Source organism: Dyadobacter fermentans DSM 18053 (genome assembly GCF_000023125.1).
Classification (GTDB): Bacteria; Bacteroidota; Bacteroidia; order Cytophagales; family Spirosomataceae; genus Dyadobacter; species Dyadobacter fermentans.
Window position 1 is genome coordinate 2383552 of the sequence record NC_013037.1, and the last position, 20423, is coordinate 2403974.

The window sequence follows — 20423 nt, forward strand, 5'->3', positions numbered from 1 at the left end:
TTACAAGATGTCGCCGGGAAATTGCGTAGAAACGCCGTTGTGGCTTACGCGAAAATTGACGACAAGCAGGTAGTCGGCCATCATTGTAGAAAGCGAGGTGCGCTTATATTAATCAGGCCTATCAAGATACTGATTGGTATATACGTAACAAAAGACACAATCTTTCGGTCAGTCCGTTGCCAGCAATTTTTCCATATATAATCGAAGGTTAAATAATCCGCTGGAGGTATTCTGATGAATTATTCAAGTGAGGAGATTGCTCTTATTAAATCAACCCTTCCGGAAATCCGGAAGGGTGATCCTTTACTCAACGTATGCCGTCCTCCGGCAATACCTTAGTGTGTATATCAGCGCAGTGAAACATATTCAGGTTCAGCCATTTTTATCTTTTTATTGTATATCAATTTCTAATAAACAACCAAGTATATCAAACTCAAAAACAGTGATTCAATATTGTTCAGCTTAATGTATGGTAGTCGATGGCGTGCAGCCACATCAGTTTATCGTTTGTTAATGCGCTGCTTCACGTCCATGGGAGTCTTCCCGAAGAATTTACGAAACTCCCTACTAAAATATTTACTATCCTCATAACCAATTAGTGCTGCTACTTCATTGACACGATAAATACCCACCTCCAATAACCTCATCGCTCTCTCCATCCTAATTTTTTTCACAAATTCATTTACAGTTATTCCTTTAAGCAAACGAATCTTACGATAAAGTACAGAAACACTAATTCCTATCCTAAATGCCATATCCTGCACACCAAAAGAAGGATCAGAAATATTCTCAATAATCAACCGCTCGAGTTTTTCAAGAAACTGGCCACTTATTTTCTCTAATTCTGATTGAGTCGCCATTTCCTGCGCAGCTCTACCTCGCATTGCCTCGCGTAGCTTGATCAGGTTTTCTATGTTCACCATCAGCTCATGATTACCAAATGGGACCGAAATGTACCCATCAGCACCTGCCTGCAACCCAGCTAACCGCCATTCTATCGGCCCAAGCAAAACAATAGAAACGTGACTCGTGAGCGCATGAGATTTCAGGTTTTGGCATAAAGAAAGCCCATCAGTTAGCGAATTGGAAATATCACAAATCAAAATGTCGGGTCGCATATCCCTGGCCAGTTCAAGTCCATTCTCGTCGATACTACTTTCCACAATATGAAAGTTTTTAGCCAAAGAATCACTCCCAAAACCGTTCCGCGATACACGTTCGTCAACAATCAAAACCGGTCTTCGATATTCAAAATTCATAACATTCCCGAAGTGCAATAAACCCACTAGTATTAATAAGATACAGCGTATAACAAGTGTGTATTATGTTTTAGAACATAAGAATCATAATATCCAATAGTCAGATATTGTAATATCAGGCAGACCAGCAGAATCACAAATACACGTCTCATATGACATGCACAAACATACATCGGCCACATCTAGATATCAATGAATTAAAGCCAAAAACCGAACATAAACACAAAATCCATACCAAGTTGGCAAAATTTTCCTCCATGCTCAAATAGCTAAACTAGCCAGAGTTTTTGATCGGCCATATATCCAACAACTCCGGGAGGGCTCAGTAAATGCATTTATACTTCTCTTGTCAGAGCATAAAAATCACACCAAATAGACAGTTTAATCATCCATTCATTTCAAAAAAAATAGACAAATTAGCTACATAACAAAAACCAAAATTAGAATAAATGCATAAAAATGAATATTTAATTAAACCAACAAAACCCGCCATATATGAAAAACTCATGCGTCGTAGAAGCCGCCCTGATAGTAATCGTAGACAATCGACCGATGTACAGATCCGGTGTCAAATATGGAGTCGAATCAATAGTACCCGGATGCAAATTTTCAGACTACGATCAGCTTTCTGATTTATTATTGGATAGAAAAACTAGCAGATCTATCTATTTTATGATCAGTGTCAGAAATATGTCTAACAAAACCATTATTGGCCATATCAGGAAACTAAGGTCAGTACAAAAGAAATGCAAAATACGCATCTATGGCTATCAACAGTCGACTCTCGACATCATTTACTTCCTTAGAGAAAAAATCAGTGGATATCTCTCCGATGAATTCAGCGAGAGCGAGCTCGTCGAATGTTTTTCCGCCCTCACTGAAAATCGTATTTATGTAGACCTGCAAATAGCGATCGAATTAATGATTGCTTACCGGCCAATTCGTTCAAGAAAAAAGCAGCCGGTAGTCCATGTTAAAAACAATTTACAAATCTCCCGATCATATAGCTAAGTACAAGTTAGAGAAGTGAGCAAAAAAATGCTCTGGATAAACTAGATTAGATCCAACATCTTTACACACACAGCTGTCATCAACTAATCGATCCAGGATAATTAATAGTGAATAGAAAATAAACATCTGAAGTAACATGCTGTCAAAAAATGCAATTAATTCATGCCGTCTTAGACGCTATTTGCACACGTGCATCGCTTCATTAAAACTATTAAAGTTACGGTAGTAAAATTATTTGAATGAGGTAACGCAGGACAATATACGACAGTGCATCTATGCGATTAACCGTCTATTAAATGCCTTACCTTGGTCAACGTTTTGTTGATAAACTTCGAAGATGCAGCACTCACATTTCCTGCCTTTTTTTTGTAGCGCACAATCTGCCCGACGTCATTGCTTTGGGCCTGCATAATGAGGGGCTCCTAACACTTGTCAAGGACAGATCTGATTGGGATTTTTCAGCGTGGGCTAGTTGTTCGCGAAAAAATCAGGAGATACTGAATCATATCGCCATAATTACAGTGTGATGGTTCATAACATTCGCTACACTTACAGTCATTTCTGGTCATTCAAAAAATCATATTTGGATCATCGACTAACTCCCGAAAGTCGTTAAATTAATGATCATTTTTTCTCGCAATCCCTCTCACTTCCCCCGAGGGTTGTGAGAAAAAATGAGGCGGTGCGGATTCAAATTGTTTCGTTATGGCCACTGACAGCCTGAGAGCAGAAGCAAGGCAGAAATGGGTTATGCTCTATAGACAGATCGGAAACATATCGGTTGCTGCCAGGAGGTGCGGAATTGCTAGATCTACGTTACAACGTTGGATAAAACGTGAGGATGAAAATCTCTTTACAGATCGGTCTCACCGTCCGCATCGGCTGGGGCGACAAAAGTATCGTCCTGAAGACGAGGCCCTCGTACTTAAGGTACGCGATGAATTCAAGTATGGAAAACTCAGAATCTGCTCTCATCTGTTCAGGCTCCATGATTTGAAGATTTCAACTTCTACCGTAGCGAGAATACTCGAAAAGCATTCAGTTGCACCTATTCGTCGATTTACTAAACATTCCCCTCCAATTCGATATGCTAAGCTCGTTCCTGGCGAACGTGTACAGTTAGATGTCTGCAAGATCAGAGCTGGCCTGTATCAATACACGGCGATTGATGATTGTACCCGCCTAAGGGTGTTGAAACTTTACACGCGTCGGTCGGCCGCCAATTCAATCGATTTTCTGGACAAGCTTATTGATGAATTTCATTACCCCATTCAACGTATTCAAACGGACAGAGGACAGGAGTTTTTTGCGGTCGCATTTCAGCAGAAGTTGATGGATTACTGCATCAAGTTTCGTCCCATAAAACCCAGGTCACCACATTTAAACGGCAAAGTTGAACGAAGCCAGCAGACAGATCTCCAGGAATTTTACACAACAGTTGACTTACGAGACCCCCAATTGGACGACAAACTCGCTCAATGGCAATTTCACTACAATTACTTCCGCCCACACAGCTCGTTGGGCGGTAAGACTCCGATCGAATTTGCCTCCGAACACTCTGCTAAGGCACCTTTCTGGGACGAAATCGAGGCCATATACGACGAAACAAAGGAACGCATTAGAGAACAAGCCTACTGGCGAGACCTGCGGATGGCAAAGTTGACTAAGAAAAGCAAAACATAGTTTTGTCCTACAATTTGCCGACTGCGAGATGTAGCGGAACTATAGAGCCACTACACATTAAAAGACTCAGCAGATGCGTTGGTGCTCGGGTTATCAAAATAATTGACAATGGTCTTGTAGTGATTCTCTATAGATCTGGCGACGGTGTTGAAGGATTTGAAGCCTGACTGCCTGACTTTTTCATGCCACTTCGCTAGTCTGGTTAATCCGTAAATCTTTTCGGTTGTGTTGGTGAAAATGTTGCTTAGCTCCTGAGCCAGATCATATGCTTTTTTAAGGTCTGGAAAGAGTTCAAAAAGCAGTTGAGCCCTCTCTTTTTGGTTGTCAGTCCACGTATTAGGCTTTTTATACAACGCATATCTGCCACGCGCCAATAATTGCTTCAAGGTATCACCATTAGGTAATACTTCTGGCTGATATTCGACCTGATTAGCCTTTGCCCGCTCAATGGCATCGTTTTCCAGATCTAATGCTTCCCAGCGATGTTTGATGCGGATTTCTTGCAAGGCTTCAATAGCTAACCTTTGCACGTGAAAACGGTCGGTGACCCGTAATGCGCGCGGAAAACATCGCTTAGCGATCATTGCCGCGGCGGCGGACCGTCATGCTGCCAGCCATGTCAAGCGTAATTTCAGACACTTTCTTCCGCAGAGATTCCGGGATTTTACGGATAATCTCAATAACCGTTTCAGCCTTTGTACCAGCAACAATGGCAACTATACTTCCTTTCCCGCCTTTTGCAGCTTTATTGGTAAGGATTGTGTACAATTCACCATGCGAAAGACTAGTCTCGTCGATTGATAGGCGAGATCTCAGATTTTGAGGAAATAGCAGCCACTTCTTGGCATGCTTCCGTTGGTTCCAATCTTTAAATCCACTCTGGAAATCACGGTAATGGCGTAGCAAAGCTCTGCCGTTAATACCGTAGAACCGTCCGACCGACCAGGCGCTATTCGGGCTGGTATCGACTGATATCTTTTAAAAAATTCGCGAATTCACTCGTCATTCGCGTTCCATTAGCTACCTCAGTCCAGTCTCTGTAAACTACTTTTCCTGTTTTGGTATTGAGCCACCTGCGACGCTTGATGTGAAGAAAGACCTTATGGCCCCGTATTGGGAAATCCTGAACAGTAATTCTCGGAAAAAAGCCCTTGGAGAGCAGGTTCTTCCTTCCCGGGTCATTCTCATCTGCATTCTTCTCGTCGATATGCACATGAAATACACCGTCCTGCCGGTCGATGGAGGTTAATTCAAAATTTTCGAGGATGAACTCTGGTAGTAGAAACGGAATAATAGGCAGGAAACTCTCCAAAACAGACTAGGTTTATTAAATATACAAACCTAGAAAAATCATATATGCTCCACAAGTTTTGGATTTGATCCGGGATCGATCTTATTTATCAGATAACGAACAAGTTACGAACACAAGAAAAGGAACAAGTGCGTTTAAAAACGACTTGTCCCTTAGGGTGCTCCCGAAGGGATTCGAACCCCTATCGATGGTACCGGAAACCATTATTCTATCCATTGAACTACGGGAGCATTCGTTGGCTTTGGGCCGGTAACGGGGTGCAAATATAGTCGCAATTTCGAATTTTGACCAAATCGGTGCTGATTTGTTTTGCGATTTGTGACTGTTTTTTGTCGCTGGAAGTCTTTCCGGTTGAGTTACAGCAGTTTCAGCAGGTCCCAGTCGCCCACGGTTTTTAAATAAAGGTAGTCGAGCAGGATGCCGTTTACGTTCGTGATCAGTTTGTGGCCCTCGGCGAATGGGACGACGAATGTGTTGATGTATTCGTGGTCCGAAAGGAGGCCTTGCGTGGTGTTGTGGTAGGAGCGGATGGCTTCGGACGATAGTTCCAGCTCGCAATAGAACATGTACATCGCCTCGTCGCTCGTGCCGGTGGAGGGGTAGAATGGCTCGCGGTTGACGCTGATCAGCTGCGATTTGTCGACGGCAATGCCCGTTTCTTCGAAGACTTCCCGGGCCGCCACCGAAGCCGAGTCGCTTTCGCTGTCGAGCATGCCGGCCGGGTGCTCGTACGTCATGGAACCGTCGCAAATGCGGCGTTGCTGCACCAGGAGCAGGTATTTTTCACGCGTTTCAATGTCAATGAAACATACCAGCACGCTCACTACTTCGCCTTTCAGGAAGCATATCGGCGGGATTTTGTTGCCCTCGGGAGTCGTGGCGTCCGTGTAAAGCAGCGAAAACAGCACTTCGCCGTGGCCGTTCCGGCGGGTGTACAGCTCGTCTACGCGGTGAACGTCCAGCCCGTTCGCGATCAGCCGGTTTTTCCAGAGGTTGAATTTGTGCGAATCGGTCAGATTCTCAGCCATAATGGGGTGTGTGGGTTACTTAATTGTACAATGGGAACGACAATGCAAGATATGGAACGCCAAAGGTGGTCGAATAACGGGTTTGTCCGTTCACCAGTTTATAAGGCGACGCATAGGTCACGCGGCCGTGCACATAGGCCAGTTTCACCCCGATCCGGTCGGTGATCCAGTAACGAATATATGCTTCGGATTGTCCATTTTGTTTGTCCAGCACCAAGGGCAGCGCATTCAATGTCGCCGGGCCGCTCGAAAGGTATTTGTTGTAATATTCGCCGCTTTCTTCGTCATACAGGCCGCCGTTGGCATACAGCGCCTGCCGTTTCAGGCCGAATGCTACGCCGAAGAGGTCGGTATTGGCGCCGATGTCGAATTTCCAGAGGCGGAAGTTGGCACCGAGGAGGAAACTCGCGCCATTGGCCGACAGACGACCGAATTTGAGTGTGTCGCTGGACACCGCGCTGGATTTGGGAAACATGTCTGTGCGGCCACCGTAATAGCCCCACGCACGCACGCCCCAGCCGATCCGGAACCATGGAAAGTTACTCAGGCTAAGTTCCTGATGATAGGTAACTGAAGGCACCCAAACCTCGCTCTGATAGCCTAAACCCACGTCAAGGCCGGAAGTAACGCGGGATAAATCCTGAGAAAAAGCTTTTAATGAACCTAAAAAAACAAAAAGTACTATTAATCGAAGGCTTTTCATCTGATTCGTGATGTTTTGAACGGCAAAGGTAAAAAAATAAGGCAGAGACCACAGCCCCTGCCTCAAGATCGTGGACGAATTAAGTAAACGGCTGACACCATAAAGCGACTACCGCGTTGCTTCCGTCCATCATTTATTTTCGTGTTGGAGCTACCTTTTTCAGCACCACCGCGCCCAGCGGAGGCAGATCGAGGATCAGCGAATGGGCTTTTCCGTGCCATTGGTGGCTTTCGGCCGTCACCGGGTCGTAGTTAATGATGCCGCTGCCCCCGAATGCCTCGGCGTCGGAATTGAATATTTCCTGCCAGCTTCCCTCGGAAATGACACCCACGCGGTAGTTTTTCCTGGGCACGGGAGTCAGGTTGAGCGCCACGATCACGTTGCGCGCCGGGTCGGTAGATTTGCGGGCGTACACGAGCACCGAATTCTCCCGGTCCTGCGTGTCGATCCATTCAAAACCATCGTGCGAGAACGAGTAATCGAACAAGGCCGGCTCTTCGCGATACAGCTTGTTGAGGGCAATTACACATTCACGAATGCCTTTGTGCGGCGCGTGTTCCAGCAAATGCCAGTCGAGACTTTGCTGGAAGTTCCATTCGGAAGTTTGTCCAAATTCCCCGCCCATGAACATCAGCTTCGTGCCCGGGTGCGTGAACATGTAGGTAAACATGAGCCGCAGGTTCGCGAATCTCTGCCATTCGTCGCCCGGCATTTTGTTAATGAGCGATTTCTTGCCGTACACCACCTCATCATGCGAGAACGGCAGCATGAAGTTTTCCGAAAATGCATATACCAAACTGAAAGTCAGCTGGTCCTGATGCCACTTGCGGAACGAAGGGTCTTTTTCGAAATACTTCAAGGTATCGTTCATCCAGCCCATCATCCATTTCATGCCAAAGCCCAGTCCGCCTACAAAAACCGGTCGGGATACGCCCGGGAAGGCAGTTGACTCTTCCGCAATCGTCTGAATATCCGGGAATTCGGTGTAAACAGCCACATTCATTTCGCGCAGCAGCGAGATCGCTTCGAGATTTTCGCGACCGCCGAATTCGTTCGGAATCCATTCGCCGTGCTTCCGCGAGTAGTCGAGGTAAAGCATCGAGGCCACCGCATCTACGCGCAAGCCGTCGGAATGGTAGCGATCGAGCCAGAATATGGCATTACTGATCAAAAACGAGCGTACTTCGTTTCTGCCGTAGTTGAAAATATAACTTTTCCAGTCGGGATGGTAACCTTTGCGCGGGTCTTCGTGCTCGTAAAGCGATGTGCCGTCGAAGCGGAAAAGGCCATGCGCGTCGCCCGGGAAGTGCGACGGGACCCAGTCCATATACACACCAATGCCCGCCTGGTGCAGCTGGTCGATCAGGTACATCAGCTCCTGCGGCGTACCCATGCGCGACGAGCACGAGAAGTAGCCGGTGATCTGGTAGCCCCACGACGGCGCGTAAGGGTGCTCCATGATCGGCATCAGCTCCACGTGCGTAAAGCCCATTTCCTTCACATAAGGCACCAGGCTCGCGGCAATTTCTTTATAGGTAAGATGCCGCTCGGGGTCCGACGGATCGCGCTGCCAGGAGCCCAAATGCACTTCGTACACCGAAATGGGCGCGTTCAGCTTATTCTTTTCCTTGCGGACTTTCATCCATTCCGAGTCTTCCCATTCGTACCACGTATCCCACACGATGGAAGCCGTGCGCGGCGCCACTTCGCACCAGAGCGCAAACGGGTCCGACTTTTCGAGGTGCTGTCCGTTGCTGGATATAATGTAGTATTTATAAACCTCTCCTACCCCCACATTCGGAATCCAGCCTTCCCAGATACCCGAACTGTCCCACCGCGGTGCCAGCGAATGGCTGCCGTGGTTCCAGCCGTTGAAGTTCCCGACTACCGACAGATACGTAGCATTAGGAGCCCATACGGCAAAGTAAGTCCCTACTACCCCATTCACCTCCATCACATGCGACCCCAGCTTCTCGTATAGCTTAAAATGCTTGCCCTGACGGAACAAGTGTATATCGAAGTCTGTAAAACGGCTAATGGTTTCCACCGCATTCACCGATTGGGCCGCGACAGGCGTGCCGGCATCTTCGGCAGGTTCGATGGTTGCGTTTGTTTTCTTCTTTCCGATTGACTTAGCCATTTGTAATTCTTCAATTAATGTGTAATCTGTTCGAGGACGTAAGATTTACAATTTTATTAAACTATTTATTAAAATGTATATATTTTTTAGTCCTCCCGAGCCGCTGCCGACCTGCTTCTGGACTTCGTTTGAAGCGAAATCACAGCCTGGCGGCGGAGTTGCGCCAGGGTTTCCCACTATTCTCCAAAATATCCCCGGCATGGTTCAAAAAACCTTTGAATAGATTATCTCAGCGCGCCTTTGCAAAAATTTAACGGTATACCGTCTTTTGTAACCATTCCAAACCCCTTGCCCATGATGTTTCGTCATTTTTTGTTTGCTAAAAGCGCATTGACACGCCTGCCGATCGCCCTATTCCTGGCCTGTTTTACCTCCGGCAGCTTTGCACAAGCGCCTCCGCAAATGCCCGAAAACGACTTTATGTACCAATATTCGATCATCGACGCATTGATGGCGGGCGTGTTTGACGGTGATCTCACGATCGGGCAATTGAAAAAGAAGGGCGATTTTGGCGTCGGAACTTTCAACAGGGTCGATGGCGAGCTGCTGATCGACCATGGGCATGTGTACAAAATCGCCTACGACGGGTCGGTGAGCGAAGTACCCGATTCGGACAGCACCTCCGCGGCATTTGTGAAGTTTTTCAAAGCCGATACCGTCATCCAGCTCAGCGGCAAGGGCCTTACCTACGAAAAAATGCAGGAGCACCTCACCCGCGTACTCAACCCGAACGGAATTTACGCATTAAGGATTTCGGGCAGCTTCCCCACCATGACCACGCGAGCGGAAAAACCGGCCACCCGGCCCTACCTCAGCCTGCCCGAGCATTTGAAGCACAATCAGGTGGTTTTTGAATTAAAAAATACCAAAGGCATTTGCAGCGGCTTCCTGCTGCCACCCTACCTGGCCCGTACCAATGTGCCAGGGTTTCATCTGCATTATCTGGCGGACGACCGCCGATCGGGCGGGCACGTTTTCAACTTCACTACCGACGCACTCACGATCGAGGTCGATATAGCCAAAGGCTTCACGATCGAGAACAATACCCACCCCGATTTCGGCAAAGTGAACCTCCAACCCGACCGCGGGGCCGAGCTGAAAAAGATCGAATAGCCGCAAAGTTGCACCGGCGAAGTTGCCGTACCGTGTCGCAGGTTTTATATTTACGCCTGATTTGCACTTATTTCCATGAAACACCGCCTTTTACTCCTCCTCTTACTGCTTTCCACCGGCGCAGCGTATGCGCAGGTAACCTATTTCGGGGATTTGATCGGCAAAGGTTTCCAGCAGGCAACGGTGGTCCAGCCTTCCGACTATGAAGGCAGCGTAACCTGCACCATCATTCGCAAAACGGCGCCCGAAAAAAGCGCGCGGGCCGTGCTTTACGTCCATGGCTTCAATGATTATTTCTTTCAGGAAGAAATGGCACGCCGGTATAGCGAGGCGGGCTACAATTTCTACGCTGTCGATCTGCGCAAATGCGGTCGCTCGTGGCTCGGCCACCAAAAAATCGGTAACGTCCGCGATCTCTCCGAATACTACGCCGATATCGACACCGCATTGACCGTCATTCAGGGAGAAGGCAACGAAAAGGTGCTTCTGAGTGGGCATTCGCTCGGTGGGCTCGTCGTTACGCTGTATGCAGGCGAGCGGGCCGGCCGGGAAAAGTTCGATGCGGTGCTGCTCAACAGCCCGATGTTTGCATTGAATGTCAAATCCGGACTGAAAAAGACTGCATTACCGCTGCTCCTCAAAAGGGCTGAAAAACACCCTGAAACCAGTTTCGACCTCGATATTAACCCGCTTTACGGCGAAAGCCTGCACGTGACGGCGCATGGTGAATGGTCGTACAGCCTGGGACTGAAACCGTTTGTAGCCCCGCCGGTGAACCTGGGCTGGATACGCGCGGTGCTCAACGGGCAGGAGCGCCTGACCCAAGGCATTACGATCAACAAGCCGGTGCTGGTGCTGCATTCGGCCAAATCCATCGACGAAAAGAAATGGAGCGACGCTTTTTTCACGGGAGATGCCGTCCTGAATGTGGACGACGTGGCCCGGCAGGCGCAGAACATCATTGGCCAATACAGCATCCAGGCGGTGCAGGGAGGCATGCACGACCTCATCCTTTCGCGCCAGCCCGTACGCGACGAGGTTTACTCCACGATTTTCAACTGGGCCAAACGGGCTGTGAAATAAGCTGCATTTCAGCTTACGTTGTGGCGATTATGGCTATCTTAGCGGCCATCCGTTTTGACCAAAATACACGACCATCACCATGCAGATCAGCGATCTCAAAATCCTCTTTTTCGACATTGGCGGCGTTCTGCTCAGCAACGGCTGGGGACATGAGTCCCGCATCCTGGCGGCGGAAAAGTTTGGCCTCAATTACAAGGAAATGGACCAGCTCCATAACTTCATTTTCAATGTTTACGAAATCGGGAGCGTTAACCTCGACCAATATCTCGACACGGTGATATTTAACCACCCGCGCGATTTCGTTCGGGAGGATTTCAAAGAGTTTATGTATTCGCAATCCGTGGAGCTGCCCGGAATGCTGGCGTGGCTCAAAGAATGGAAGAAGGATTGCGGGTTCCGCATTATTTCCATTAATAATGAAGGGAAGGAATTGAACGACTACCGCGTTCAGAAGTTCAAGCTGCACACTTGTTTCGATGCATTCATTTCATCGTGCGAAGTAAAAATGCGCAAGCCCGATCCAAGGATTTTCGAACTGGCAATGGGCATTGCGCAGGCAACACCCAGCCAGTGCGTGTATTTCGACGACCGCATTATGTTTGCCAACATGGCCAAAACCCTCGGCCTGCGCGCATTCCAGCACACAAGCTTCGAATCCACAAAGGCGATCCTCGAAGAACTGAAAAAAGAACAATTCGACCGCTTCGGCCCACCGCATTGATCAGAAGGTGCGGTCGTCAGCGGACGGACCGTAGATCGACGGGACCGCGATGTCGTTCAGGCGCATGTACACCGTGAGCTGTCCGCGGTGGTGGACCCAATGATTGATCGTCGAACCGATACCTTCGCGCTTGGGCTGGGTAAATAGTATCTGGCCCTCGCGTTTGAGGTGGAACGGCGCGTCCAGATCGTCGTCGGTAATGCCGGACAGCGATTTTCGTGCGCCGTTGAAAACCTCCTCGAAATGGTCAAGCAATTCCTCGGCCGTCGTGAACTCGAAACGCTCGTAAGTGGCGAAATCGACCTCACCTTTCTCGACCATGAATGTGATCCAAAGCGGAATTTCGGCCACCAGCAGCGTGAGGTAACCCATCTCCATGGATTTGGGATGCGGTTTAAAGTCCAGTGAAGTCACCGGAATGCGTTCCAGGCATTTGCGCGTAGAAGTATACTCGGCTTCCAGCTCTTTGATGTAAGCGTCTACTAAGGTTCTGTTGCTCATAGTGATATTTGCTTTTTTACGTATGATTAAAAAATAATACCTTGAGAGTTGGGTCCAAAAACATATGCGATCCACATAAGTTAACTCTAATATGAAATATCATCTCGACTGGCTTATCGAAGAATATGGTAAGCAGCAAAGACTTAAATTTCTTCATTTCTGGGGGCATCAGCCCGCCCGCAATGGTGATATTACTCAGTCCTGTATGAGCCAATGGTGGCAGTCCCCTTTTACCCATCGACGATGCTTCGTATCGCACGTCAGAACATTGGATGATGGCCGAAAAGGCGAGACTGTTTGGCAATGACACGCTTCGTGAGCGGATCATAGCCTGCGCGTCGCCGGGCGAAGCCAAGGCATTGGGTCGAATGGTAGAAAATTTCGACGAACAAACCTGGATAATGCACCGTCAATCCATTGTTTTAAAAGGAAGTATCCAAAAGTTCACCCAGAATCCGCCGCTCACGGCATTCCTGTTAGACACTGGCGACCGGATTCTAGTGGAGGCTAGTCCGGTGGACCCAATTTGGGGGATCGGCCTTACGGCGGATGATACTCTCGCAAACGACCCCACGCGATGGAAAGGTCTCAACCTCCTCGGTTTCACATTGATGGAAACCAGGGATGTGCTCGCAAACCGTTGACAGATATACGTAGGATGATGGCGCTCCACAGCGGAGCCAGGGAATCTACTCAAATCGTCAGGATTGCAATGCTGGTGCCGCCGATGTGCCTGATGCCGCGGAAACGCACATCTTTCTGGTACAATTCATTCAGGGCGGTCCATACGCCGGGCCAGTTGGTGTAGTCGTGCCAGATCATAAGGCCGCCTCTCCGCATGATGGTGAGGACTTTTTCGCTGTCGTTGAGTACATATTCGTAGGCGTGGGAGCCATCTATGAATGCAACGTCGACGGAGCTAGCGTAATCGGTAAAGTCGAACGACGCCGAATCGCCGAACATCTGCCGTATTTTTGCCGCTGCCGGATGCCCGATAAAGCGCTCGCCCGAGACCTCTTTTTTCACATATCTCACCTCGCCTTCCTCGATTTCCATTTTGGTCGCATCCAGTTCGTCCGCGGGCAGATCGAGCGTAACAATCTCTGTATCAGCACTGCTGTTAAGCGCCATATTCAATGTGGTGCGCCCCTGAAATGTGCCTATTTCAAAAATCCGGCGCGGGTTCCATTTTTTGACAAGGTTACTGATCACTTTGAGTTCAAACTCCGTCGTATGCCCGAAACCGCATTCGTAGACGCCCTCATAGGCGGCCGTGTCGTTGCCGAAAAGCTCAAAAACATCGGTTTTGGGGATGATAAACGGGTCGACGGGGGTGTCTTGGCCGGAGGGCGAGTGACCGTTGTAGCTATTGTAAAGTTTCAGCAGTTCGTCGCGGGAACCGGAGTTCAACATGCCTAATGTGAGGGTGTATCCTACTCTCCTTACAACACCTGCGTACAAACGGAGATTATCTAACGCTTTGCTCATAGTTGTGTATATATTAAATTGAAAGTCGTGTAGCAGCAGCCAATTACCGGGGCTGCCTTGGCCCGGCAAAAAAGGAATCGAGGTAGTGGGGAAAATATTGATTTACAAATAAATACATATTTATCAATTTTCAAAACCCGTGCCAGGGAAGCATCACGACGCATCATCTCAAACTCAAAACTGCCTTGAAAAATGGACAAAACGCCGGACATACGCGGACTGTATATTCCCGTTCAACCGACGGTAAAGCAATCGGCCGAGCATGTCACTTACCGCGAATTTCTGCCCGAGACGGCCTTGCAGGGCATCATTTACTGCTACTGGCGACTCCGCACTACGCAGCCACTCGACGAGCCTTTCTTTTACCGCGTTGTGGCCGATGGTTGCATTGACATTTTCTTTGAGCTGAATAATCCCCGCGAAAATTTCGTGATGGGTTTTTGTAAAAAATACACGGAGTTCCCGCTTGAAAACAGTTTCGATTACGTGGGTGTACGTTTTTTACCCACGATGCTCCCCCAACTCTTCAAAGTAAACGCAGCCGGACTGAGCAATCGTTTCGAAAATCTGGACGTGGTGATCCCCCGAACGGCCCGTTTTATCGCCTCGGATTTCGGTCCCGATTTACCGGAAAAGGACATTAAAGCCCGCTTCGATCGGTATTTTCTTAAACTGCTGCAAAGCGCCGAATTCGATCATGACCCACGGCTTTACGGCGCGCTGGCCATTATCCTGCAAAATTTTGGTGTATTAAATGTCGAAAAAGATCTCGACACCGGCCTCAGTCCGCGGCAGCTCCGCCGCCTGTTCGAGTTTTACATCGGCGATTCCGCCAAGACTTTCAGCCAGGTGGTGCGATTTCAGAACATCCTCAGGGCAAAACCCTCGCAGCAAAGCCTGCGCGAAAACAAGCTCTTTTACGATAATGGCTATTACGACCAGGCGCATTTCATCAAAGAATTCAAAAATTTGTATGGGGTAACGCCCGGCAAAGCTTTCGGAAGGTGACAATGTCCGTTTTTTACAATTATGCCTCGCTGTTGCTGCCGACATTTGTATCATCAACAAACACCAAAACGGCAGCATTATGAAACGGCTCATCATTCTTTTCGCATTGGCTTGCATTTGCGGGCATGCATTTTCTCAAACCAAACCATCAACTCAAAACAACCGAAAAATGAAACTGAACGCAGGCATCGTCACATACAAAATCGCTGAAACCAAAGCATTCTACACCGAAAAACTCGGCTTCGGCGTCACATTCGAAAACGAGTTCTACCTGCTCCTGCACACGCCGGGCGGCGGCTCCGAGATCAGCTTTCTCCTGCCCGACCACCCCTCGCAGCAGCCGCTGTTCCACAAGGCATTCCAGGGCCAGGGCATGTATCTGACGATCGAGGTCGACGACGTGGATAAATTGTACAACGAAGTCAAAGGCAAAGGCGTAGAGATTAAGATCGATATCCGCGACGAGCCCTGGGGCGACCGGCATTTCGCGATCGTCGACCCGAATGGCATCGGCATCGACCTTGTCAAATACTCCCCGCGGTAAACTCAAATAACCGCCGGCAGGGGCGCTCAGCTTTCGGGCTGCGCGCCTTTCACTAATTGTCTCCCGGCACTTAGGATAAACGCTGCGCGCCATTAGCGCTGCGTGCTTACTTTGCGGCATTGAACAATCACGGGCCAACAATGGTTACTACCGGGAGACATAACAAAACAATGAACGAGCACATCACCAGAATTCAGCAAGACATCGAGCCGCTGCGGCAACAAATTATCCGGCACAAAGTTTACTCGGTCATCAACGACATCGAGGACCTGAAAATATTCATGAAATACCATGTGTATGCCGTTTGGGATTTCATGTCTCTGCTTAAATCGTTACAAAATAGCCTGACCTGCACTGCTGTACCCTGGTTTCCGACGGGCGACGGCGAAACGCGCCACCTGATCAATGAAATCGTGACCGGGGAGGAATCGGATGTGGATATGGACGGCCGGGTGAAAAGCCATTTCGAGCTTTATCTCGATGCCATGGAGCAATGCGGCGCGGATACGTCGGAAATCAAGCGGTTCATTGAAGTGCTGCGCCAATCCGGCGACTTTTCACTGGCATTCGACGCCGCAGGCACTCCCGCTCACGCACGGGATTTTGTCCGCTTCACTTTTGACACGATCGGCACAGGCCGGAGCCACCTGCAAGCTGCCACATTCACCTTCGGCCGGGAAGACCTCATTCCGGGCATGTTCATGTCGATGATCGAAGACATTCACCGCCATTTTCCCGACAGTATTTCCATTTTTAAATATTACCTTGAACGCCATATCGAAGTAGATGGCGACCACCACAGCCACCTGGCCCTGCAAATGACGGCAAACCTGTGCGGTGATGACGAACGATCCTGGCAGGAAGCCGGGCAAGCGACGATCGCCTCCCTGGAAAAGCGTATCGGGCTGTGGGACGGGGCTTTTGAAGAAATTGAAAAGAAGAAAGTACTGAATTAATACCGGCATTATGTCCATCAATAAAGAACACGAACTAATAGGAATGCAGGAAGCCAGCCGCGCGGTGGCAACCACGTTACGCGCCATGCGCGAGCACGCCCGTCCGGGCATGAGCGCGAAGGAACTGGACGATTTCGGAGGCGAAATGCTATCAAGCCTGGGCGCAAAATCAGCTCCGCGGCTTACTTATGGGTTTCCGGGCTGGACGTGCATCAGCGTGAACAACGAAATCGCGCATGGCGTACCGTCCGAAACGAAGATTTTGCAGGAAGGCGACCTGGTGAACATCGATGTATCCGCCGAGCTCAATGGCTTCTGGTCCGATAATGGCGGCTCGTTCGTGCTGGGCGAAGACATCCACGGGCACGGGAAGCTGGTAAGCGCGTCGAAACGCATTCTGAGCAAGGCGCTCGGCCAGGTAAAAGGCGGGGTGCGGATCGCCGATATCGGGCGGTTGATTGAGACGGAGGCCAAAAAATCGGGTTACAAGGTAATCAAAAACCTGGCGGGCCACGGCGTAGGCCGCAGCCTGCACGAAGAACCGCACGAAATTGCCAATTACTACGATCGCTACAATACCGCGCGCTTCCGCAAGAACAGCGTGGTCGCCATCGAGACATTCATTTCCACGGCTTCCACAAGCGCCGCGACGGAGCGCGACGGCTGGACGCTCGTAGGCTCACGCGGCGGGTATGTGGCCCAGCACGAGCACACGATTATCGTCACCGACGGTAAACCGGTGATCCTTACCGCTATGAACGGCATTTTCGACTAGCTGCGGCCATTGGCTGCGGTAAGCTTTACCGAGCGATCGAGCATATCGGTTGCCTGTAAAATTTTGTTTTTCAGGAAATAAGGATAGCCCGGGTGCGCTTTCAAAAACGCTTGCACGATGGCAGCAGCTTCCGGTGACGAATGTCCCGCGAAGGTGCTGTGCAGCCAGCGGGTCGGGAAGAAAATATCGCCTGTCAACTGGATTTCCTGCAACAAGTCGAGCGAAGGCCGGAGGTATTTCAATGCACTGCGCGTCCGCAGCGGATGGTGCAGGTAGGCCAATGCATCGAGCACCCATGCTTCCTTTTCGCGGTTTTCTTCCTTTTTCAGGGTTTCAAAAAAGGCATCGCGCTCTGCTTCACTGGTGCTCAGCGCGGGAATGACAAACTGCATTCTGGCTTTACGATCGGGGTTTTTCGTGGCATTCAGCTGCGTCTGCAAAATCAGCTTCGGATCGCCCTTGCCTTTCAGGGCCAGTTCGTAGGCCAGTGAAATTTTATCGTCTTCGGACAGAACCAGGCCCTTCACTTCCAGCTTGCCGGTCCAGATGCCGTGCATTTTTTGCCAGCCGTCATCGGTAAGCGCCAGCGCCTTGAATGCCCTGAAATATGAAGTTTGAATACCCTTATCGGTAGTTGAGTTTAACAACTGCCATATTTTATTTTCCATTCGGACCTGATATTCAGCTCTCTGATCCGCATTCAAAAACACCCACCAGGTTGTTTGCAAATTACCCAGCAGATAATCGACCAGTAGCGGGTTTTGCTCTTTGGGCAATGCATTCATCGTGTGGATCACGAACTGGGCCGGAGCCGGGCCATCGCCGCGCAGCATTCCTTCCCACCCATTCACCAGCATGGCGCCGCGGAACACCGGGTCGCGCAAAGCCGGAGCCGCAGGATCGTAATGTTTGAAAAACCATGCTTTGCTGGCGGAATCCATTTTGAAATACCCATAACCCGTTCCATCCTGATTGGGAAATGCCAGACCTTCACCTGCTTCGGGCAGGGTTTTCATTACGAGCGGCTGCTCCCAAACCCGGCCTGAAACCGAATCCTGCATTTGGGCCAGCTGGCCGTTTTCGACTTGATATTGGGGCATTCCGGGCGTTTTCACCCACACATTGCTCCACGCGGCAATATCCTGCGGCGTACGCTTGTCGATGATCCCGATCAGGTCGTCCCAGCGTGCATTACCGAACGAATAGGTTTTCAGGTATTCGCGCAGGCTTTCCTGCATCATCTTCTCACCGATTTTACGTTCCAGCTGCCGCATCACGATCGGCGCTTTCATATAAATAATCGCCCCGTAGAGCGTTCCGGCGTTTTTAAGATTGCCTAATTGCTGTAAAATCGGGTTCGTTCCGGCAGTGCGGTCCACGTCGTAGGCGTTCGGATAATGCGCGAGCAGGAAGCGCAAATCGTGGTTGATTTCCGGAAAACTGGGATGCACGATCTTGGCGGCCATGAAGTTGGCAAAAACCTCTTTCAGCCAAACGTCGTTAAACCAGTCCATCGTCACCAGGTCGCCGAACCACATGTGCGCCGACTCGTGTGCGATCACACTCGCGCGGGCCATTTTGCGGTTAACCGATGCATTTTCATCCAGGAACAGCGCAGATTCATTGTAAAAAACGGCCCCTGGATGCTCCATTCCACCATATTGGAATGACGGCAGCAGCACGAAATCAAACTTCCCGAAAGGATATTCAATGCTTGTATAGTCTTCGAGCCAGGTGAGCGACTGTGCATGCAGCCTGAAAACCTCGTCGCGGTTGCGGTTCACCTTCGTCGTGTCGGTTTCGCGGTAGTACATGGTCATTTCGCGGCCATCCTGCGTCCTGGTTTCCTTGAAAAACTTCCCGGCGGCAAATGCAAAAAGATACGAGCTGACCGGCTTCGTGGCCTCAAAAGCGTAAATGCGCTTACCGTTTGAGGTTGTCTGTGCATTCAGTTTTCCATTTGAAACCGCCTCCCACTCCACCGGCATTTTCAGCGTGAGCTGGTAGGACGCTTTAAGGTTCGGCTGGTCAAAAAGCGGAAAGCAGGTCGAAGCGCGGTCGGGAACGAACAGGGTGTACAGATAATCCTCGCTCCTGTTCAGCGACTGATCGCCCGCCACAAAATCGATCACCACCTCGTTCCTGCCTTTTCTTAAATGCTTTGGATCAATCACAATATGCTCATTCACAAACTGGTGCCCTACCTGCTCATCTCCCACACGCACATCCAGCAAATGCCCTGCATCCGCATTAAAATCCAGCACAAGCGCCGAATCGAGCGCATCGAGATGAAACGATATCGTCTCCTTCCCCACAATCTTCCCCGCCTTCCCGGCAGGAATATCCAGCTCGATGGCGTAGCGAATGCTGTCGATATGCTGCTTACGGTACTGGTTGAGCGCGAACGAGACGCCTTTTTCGGGAGCCGAACCTTCCGGTCGGGAGCATGCGAGCACAGCCAGGAGTGCGGCTGATGCCAAAATAAGGGAGCGTATTGAATTCATCAGATTAAGGGATACGCTCAAAAATAGCACTTTCGAGTCCGATAGAAATCAAATAGCCGTCAGAATTCCGTTACGAAGCGTAACATTTTGTATATTGTAACAAAAAATGCGCACACTATGAATGCAATGGAGGTCCGGATGCGGATTGCCGCGCTACGCCAGTATTTAAGGGATTTTCAACACGAGATGCCCCCCCAGCAAGTCGACGAGGTCCTGGACGTGATCTCTAAACTTTTGCAGGTGCTTGCAGAATTGGAACAAGGAAAATAGCAGGGAGGAATTATGAAAACTATCACGGAACAAAGACCTGAGCAGCTCGACGAACTGCTGCAAGTCGCAAGGGAAACTTTAACGAAGGCACAAAACTACCTGTCCAAGGACGGCAGGATTTACGAGTTGCACGACTGGGTGACCGTGGCTGAGTATTGCAGACGGTTCAATATCCCCAACACGCAGACCGTCAGCAACTGGATCAAGCGGGGCGTAATTGCGGCCGAAGACACGGTCGTCATTGAAGAATACAACAACATTCGCCTGATCAGGGCTATCCCCTACCAGGATAAAAAAGTTGCCCACAGCAGCTAACGATTTTCT

General features: G+C 49.5%; 20 protein-coding genes and 1 tRNA gene. 10 read left to right on the forward strand and 11 right to left on the reverse strand.

Features of this window, described 5'->3' with window-relative positions:
• Positions 1 to 500 precede the first annotated feature (500 nt).
• Positions 501 to 1259 carry a helix-turn-helix domain-containing protein gene (locus tag DFER_RS09585; RefSeq protein WP_015811424.1) on the reverse strand — a complete coding sequence of 253 codons (759 nt, stop codon included), beginning with the start codon at positions 1257 to 1259 and terminating at the stop codon, positions 501 to 503.
• Between the two features lie 1716 nt (positions 1260 to 2975).
• Here DFER_RS09585 and DFER_RS09595 point away from each other — a divergent pair.
• A complete protein-coding gene (locus DFER_RS09595; protein WP_015811427.1) occupies positions 2976 to 3953 on the forward strand; it encodes an IS481 family transposase in 978 nt (325 codons plus the stop codon).
• 50 nt (positions 3954 to 4003) lie between these two features.
• On the opposite strand, the gene DFER_RS09600 is transcribed toward DFER_RS09595, so the two are convergent.
• The 7 genes from DFER_RS09600 to glgB form a co-directional block, all read right to left on the reverse strand.
• On the reverse strand, positions 4004 to 4537 hold the full coding sequence (locus DFER_RS09600) for an ISAon1 family transposase (protein ID WP_262485298.1): 534 nt from the start codon (positions 4535 to 4537) through the stop codon (positions 4004 to 4006).
• Positions 4527 to 4859 carry a transposase gene (locus tag DFER_RS30710; protein WP_262485299.1) on the reverse strand — a complete coding sequence of 111 codons (333 nt, stop codon included), beginning with the start codon at positions 4857 to 4859 and terminating at the stop codon, positions 4527 to 4529. Before DFER_RS30710 ends, DFER_RS09600 begins: the two co-directional genes overlap by 11 nt.
• Positions 4860 to 4902: 43 nt before the next feature.
• On the reverse strand, positions 4903 to 5265 hold the full coding sequence (locus tag DFER_RS09605) for an ISAon1 family transposase N-terminal region protein (RefSeq protein WP_015811428.1): 363 nt from the start codon (positions 5263 to 5265) through the stop codon (positions 4903 to 4905).
• 158 nt (positions 5266 to 5423) lie between these two features.
• Positions 5424 to 5495, reverse strand: a tRNA-Arg gene (locus DFER_RS09610).
• A gap of 126 nt (positions 5496 to 5621) precedes the next feature.
• Positions 5622 to 6293, reverse strand: a complete 672-nt coding sequence (locus DFER_RS09615; protein WP_015811429.1) for an NUDIX hydrolase — start codon at positions 6291 to 6293, stop codon at positions 5622 to 5624.
• Between the two features lie 19 nt (positions 6294 to 6312).
• Positions 6313 to 6903: a hypothetical protein gene (locus DFER_RS09620; RefSeq protein WP_229206222.1), complete on the reverse strand. Its 591-nt coding sequence runs from the start codon at positions 6901 to 6903 to the stop codon at positions 6313 to 6315.
• A gap of 226 nt (positions 6904 to 7129) precedes the next feature.
• Entirely contained in the window at positions 7130 to 9136 is a 2007-nt protein-coding gene (glgB, locus tag DFER_RS09625) for a 1,4-alpha-glucan branching protein GlgB (RefSeq protein WP_015811431.1), read from the reverse strand.
• A gap of 294 nt (positions 9137 to 9430) precedes the next feature.
• Here glgB and budA point away from each other — a divergent pair, with 294 nt between their 5' ends.
• The 3 genes from budA (at position 9431) to DFER_RS09640 (ending at position 12053) form a co-directional block, all read left to right on the forward strand.
• Positions 9431 to 10249 carry an acetolactate decarboxylase gene (gene budA, locus DFER_RS09630; RefSeq protein ID WP_015811432.1) on the forward strand — a complete coding sequence of 273 codons (819 nt, stop codon included), beginning with the start codon at positions 9431 to 9433 and terminating at the stop codon, positions 10247 to 10249.
• 75 nt (positions 10250 to 10324) lie between these two features.
• Positions 10325 to 11332: an alpha/beta hydrolase gene (locus DFER_RS09635; protein WP_015811433.1), complete on the forward strand. Its 1008-nt coding sequence runs from the start codon at positions 10325 to 10327 to the stop codon at positions 11330 to 11332.
• Positions 11333 to 11411: 79 nt separating this feature from the next.
• On the forward strand, positions 11412 to 12053 hold the full coding sequence (locus tag DFER_RS09640; RefSeq protein ID WP_015811434.1) for an HAD family hydrolase: 642 nt from the start codon (positions 11412 to 11414) through the stop codon (positions 12051 to 12053).
• Here DFER_RS09640 and DFER_RS09645 read toward each other — a convergent pair whose 3' ends face one another.
• Complete coding sequence (locus DFER_RS09645) at positions 12054 to 12554, reverse strand: DinB family protein (protein ID WP_015811435.1); 501 nt, start codon at positions 12552 to 12554, stop codon at positions 12054 to 12056.
• 272 nt (positions 12555 to 12826) lie between these two features.
• Between DFER_RS09645 and ybiA the strand changes: the two genes are divergently transcribed.
• A complete protein-coding gene (gene ybiA / locus DFER_RS09650; protein ID WP_229206223.1) occupies positions 12827 to 13198 on the forward strand; it encodes a riboflavin biosynthesis intermediates N-glycosidase in 372 nt (123 codons plus the stop codon).
• A 49-nt stretch (positions 13199 to 13247) separates the two neighbouring features.
• Here the strand turns inward: ybiA and DFER_RS09655 are convergent, their stop codons facing one another.
• The gene (locus DFER_RS09655) at positions 13248 to 14042 is read right to left on the reverse strand and encodes a class I SAM-dependent methyltransferase (RefSeq protein WP_015811436.1); all 795 of its coding nucleotides are present in this window, start codon (positions 14040 to 14042) and stop codon (positions 13248 to 13250) included.
• 192 nt (positions 14043 to 14234) lie between these two features.
• Here DFER_RS09655 and DFER_RS09660 point away from each other — a divergent pair, with 192 nt between their 5' ends.
• From DFER_RS09660 to map, 4 genes are all read left to right on the forward strand, one after another.
• The gene (locus DFER_RS09660; RefSeq protein WP_015811437.1) at positions 14235 to 15050 is read left to right on the forward strand and encodes an AraC family transcriptional regulator; all 816 of its coding nucleotides are present in this window, start codon (positions 14235 to 14237) and stop codon (positions 15048 to 15050) included.
• 79 nt (positions 15051 to 15129) lie between these two features.
• Positions 15130 to 15594, forward strand: a complete 465-nt coding sequence (locus DFER_RS09665; protein WP_041734907.1) for a VOC family protein — start codon at positions 15130 to 15132, stop codon at positions 15592 to 15594.
• A gap of 170 nt (positions 15595 to 15764) precedes the next feature.
• Entirely contained in the window at positions 15765 to 16550 is a 786-nt protein-coding gene (locus tag DFER_RS09670; RefSeq protein ID WP_015811439.1) for a DUF3050 domain-containing protein, read from the forward strand.
• Positions 16551 to 16560: 10 nt separating this feature from the next.
• Positions 16561 to 17325, forward strand: a complete 765-nt coding sequence (gene map, locus DFER_RS09675) for a type I methionyl aminopeptidase (RefSeq protein WP_015811440.1) — start codon at positions 16561 to 16563, stop codon at positions 17323 to 17325.
• Here the strand turns inward: map and DFER_RS09680 are convergent.
• Positions 17322 to 19829 (reverse strand): M1 family metallopeptidase, encoded by a 2508-nt coding sequence (locus tag DFER_RS09680; RefSeq protein ID WP_015811441.1) that lies wholly within the window; start codon positions 19827 to 19829, stop codon positions 17322 to 17324. The two genes, map and DFER_RS09680, sit on opposite strands and share 4 nt — an antisense overlap.
• A 282-nt stretch (positions 19830 to 20111) precedes the next feature.
• On the opposite strand from DFER_RS09680, the gene DFER_RS09685 reads away from it, so the two are divergent.
• Positions 20112 to 20414 carry a hypothetical protein gene (locus tag DFER_RS09685; RefSeq protein ID WP_015811443.1) on the forward strand — a complete coding sequence of 101 codons (303 nt, stop codon included), beginning with the start codon at positions 20112 to 20114 and terminating at the stop codon, positions 20412 to 20414.
• Positions 20415 to 20423: the final 9 nt, after the last annotated feature.

What these genes read in the sequence shown, in the direction of transcription:
- DFER_RS09585 (WP_015811424.1), bottom strand. Translation starts at nt 1,259, where the DNA reads ATGAATTTTGAATATCGAAGACCGGTTTTGATTGTTGACGAACGTGTA.
- DFER_RS09595 (WP_015811427.1), top strand. Translation starts at nt 2,976, where the DNA reads ATGGCCACTGACAGCCTGAGAGCAGAAGCAAGGCAGAAATGGGTTATG.
- DFER_RS09600 (WP_262485298.1), bottom strand. Translation starts at nt 4,537, where the DNA reads ATGATCGCTAAGCGATGTTTTCCGCGCGCATTACGGGTCACCGACCGT.
- DFER_RS09615 (WP_015811429.1), bottom strand. Translation starts at nt 6,293, where the DNA reads ATGGCTGAGAATCTGACCGATTCGCACAAATTCAACCTCTGGAAAAAC.
- glgB (WP_015811431.1), bottom strand. Translation starts at nt 9,136, where the DNA reads ATGGCTAAGTCAATCGGAAAGAAGAAAACAAACGCAACCATCGAACCT.
- budA (WP_015811432.1), top strand. Translation starts at nt 9,431, where the DNA reads ATGATGTTTCGTCATTTTTTGTTTGCTAAAAGCGCATTGACACGCCTG.
- DFER_RS09635 (WP_015811433.1), top strand. Translation starts at nt 10,325, where the DNA reads ATGAAACACCGCCTTTTACTCCTCCTCTTACTGCTTTCCACCGGCGCA.
- DFER_RS09640 (WP_015811434.1), top strand. Translation starts at nt 11,412, where the DNA reads ATGCAGATCAGCGATCTCAAAATCCTCTTTTTCGACATTGGCGGCGTT.
- DFER_RS09645 (WP_015811435.1), bottom strand. Translation starts at nt 12,554, where the DNA reads ATGAGCAACAGAACCTTAGTAGACGCTTACATCAAAGAGCTGGAAGCC.
- ybiA (WP_229206223.1), top strand. Translation starts at nt 12,827, where the DNA reads ATGATGGCCGAAAAGGCGAGACTGTTTGGCAATGACACGCTTCGTGAG.
- DFER_RS09655 (WP_015811436.1), bottom strand. Translation starts at nt 14,042, where the DNA reads ATGAGCAAAGCGTTAGATAATCTCCGTTTGTACGCAGGTGTTGTAAGG.
- DFER_RS09660 (WP_015811437.1), top strand. Translation starts at nt 14,235, where the DNA reads ATGGACAAAACGCCGGACATACGCGGACTGTATATTCCCGTTCAACCG.
- DFER_RS09665 (WP_041734907.1), top strand. Translation starts at nt 15,130, where the DNA reads ATGAAACGGCTCATCATTCTTTTCGCATTGGCTTGCATTTGCGGGCAT.
- DFER_RS09670 (WP_015811439.1), top strand. Translation starts at nt 15,765, where the DNA reads ATGAACGAGCACATCACCAGAATTCAGCAAGACATCGAGCCGCTGCGG.
- map (WP_015811440.1), top strand. Translation starts at nt 16,561, where the DNA reads ATGTCCATCAATAAAGAACACGAACTAATAGGAATGCAGGAAGCCAGC.
- DFER_RS09680 (WP_015811441.1), bottom strand. Translation starts at nt 19,829, where the DNA reads ATGAATTCAATACGCTCCCTTATTTTGGCATCAGCCGCACTCCTGGCT.
- DFER_RS09685 (WP_015811443.1), top strand. Translation starts at nt 20,112, where the DNA reads ATGAAAACTATCACGGAACAAAGACCTGAGCAGCTCGACGAACTGCTG.